At 76.1% G+C, this 2,148-nt stretch carries 1 protein-coding gene; it reads left to right on the top strand.

From position 1 onward, the window contains the following. Positions 1-2,148, top strand: a 2,148-nt coding sequence (locus tag SACPADRAFT_RS27190; RefSeq protein WP_007027373.1) for a cation-translocating P-type ATPase, incomplete at both ends; no start/stop codon positions are given.

Raw genomic sequence — 2,148 nt, forward strand, 5'->3', positions numbered from 1 at the left:
CCTCGGCGGCGCGTTCCTCGCCGAACTCGCCAACCCGCTGACGCCGGTGCTGGCGGGCGGGGCGGCCCTGTCGGCCAGCGTCGGCTCCCCGGTGGACGCGGCCCTGGTGGCCGGGGTCGTCGGGGTCTCGGCGCTGCTGGGCAGCGTGCAGCAGGTACGCACCGAACGGGAGCTGGCGGAGCTGCTGTCCCGGTCGTCGGTCAGTGCGACCGTGTCGCGGGACGGTGCGGAACGGGTCGCCACCGCCGACGACCTCGTCCCCGGCGACGTCGTCGCCCTCACCTCCGGCGATGTGGTCCCCGCCGACTGCCGCCTGCTGGAGGCGACCGGGCTGGAGATCGACGAGTCGTCGCTGACCGGGGAGTCGCTTCCCGTGGTCAAGGACGTCGCGCCGGTGGTCGCGGCCGACGTGGCCGAACGCTCGTCGATGGTGTTCGAGGGCACCACGGTGGCCGCGGGCCGGGCCACCGCCGTGGTGGTGGCGGTCGGCGACGAGACCGAGGCCGGGCGGAGCATGGCCACCGCCCGCGGGGGCGCCCCGGTCACCGGCGTCGAGTCCCGGATGACCGAGCTCACCGAGAAGGCGCTGCCGCTGGCGGCGGGCTCCGCCGCGGCGATCGTGGGCACGGGCCTGCTGCGCGGGGTTCCGCTGCGGGACAGCCTCGGCGCGGCGGTGAACCTCGCCGTGGCCTCGGTGCCCGAGGGGCTGCCGTTCCTGGTCAACGCCGCACAGCTGGCGGCGGCGCGGCGGCTGGCCGAACGGGGTGCCCTGGTGCGCAACCCCCGCAGCATCGAGGCACTCGGCCGGGTGGACGTGCTCTGCTTCGACAAGACCGGCACCCTGACCGAGGGACGACTCACGGTCACCGGGGTGGACGACGGACACACCCACGCCCGGGTGGAGACGCTGACCGAGCCGCTGCGGCCGGTGCTGGCGGCGGCGCTGCGGGCCACCCCGCACGCCGAGGACGCGGACGACCTGCCGCACGCGACCGACCGTGCCGTCGCCGAGGCGGGTGCCCGCGCGGCGATGACGGCGGCCACCGGTGCCTCCGGCTGGACGGAACACACGTCGCTGCCGTTCGAGCCGTCGCGCGGGTTCCACGCCACCGTGGGGCGCACCCGCCGTGGCCTGCTGGTCAGTGTCAAGGGTGCCCCGGAGGAGGTACTCCCGCGCTGCGAAATGGACACCCGCACCCGCAAGCGGGTCACCTCCCGGATGCGGGCGCTCGCCGAGGAGGGCCACCGGGTGCTGGCGGTGGCCGAACGGACGGTGGAGGGCTCCGACCCGGCCGGGGTGGGGCCGGTCGACGAGTCGGTCGCACGCGATCTGACGTTCCGGGGGTTGCTGGCGATCAGCGACCCGGTCCGGGGCAGCGCCGCTCCCGCGGCGGCCCGCCTGCGGGAGGCGGGCGTGCACATCGTCATGCTCACCGGTGACCACCCCGCCACCGGGGAGGCCATCGCCACCGAGATCAACGGGCACGGCGGCGCGCTCCGGGTGATCACCGGGGCCGAGCTCGACGAGCTCGACGACGACGCGCTGCGGGCGGCGCTGCCCGACGTGGACGTCATCGCCCGCTGCACCCCGGCACACAAGGTGCGCATCGTCGAGACCTACCGTGCCCTCGGCCGGACGGTGGCGATGACCGGGGACGGCGCCAACGACGCGCCCGCGATCCGGCTCGCCGACGTCGGGATCGCCCTCGGCGGCCGGGGAACCCCCGCCGCCCGGGCCGCCGCCGACCTCGTGGTCACCGACGACCGGTTGGAGACGATCATCGCGGCCCTGGTGGAGGGCCGGGCCATGTGGATGTCCGTGCGGTCCGCGCTGGGGGTGCTGCTCGGCGGCAACCTGGGCGAGACGGCGTTCACCGTGCTCGGGACCGTGCCGACCGGGCGCTCCCCGCTGACCGCCCGGCAACTGCTCCTGGTCAACATGCTGACCGACCTCGCACCGGCGTTGGCGATCGCGCTGCGCCGCCCGCACGGGATCACCGAGCTGGACCTGCTCGGCGAGGGGCCGGAGGAGTCCCTCGGCACGGCACTGCACCGGGAGATCGGGGTGCGCGCGGGCACCACGGCGGCCTCGGCCACGCTCGCCTGGGGTCTGGCGCGGGTCACGGGCCGTCGGCGCAGGGCGGGCAC

Source organism: Saccharomonospora iraqiensis subsp. paurometabolica YIM 90007 (assembly GCF_000231035.2).
In the GTDB taxonomy this organism is placed as follows: Bacteria; Actinomycetota; Actinomycetes; order Mycobacteriales; family Pseudonocardiaceae; genus Saccharomonospora; species Saccharomonospora paurometabolica.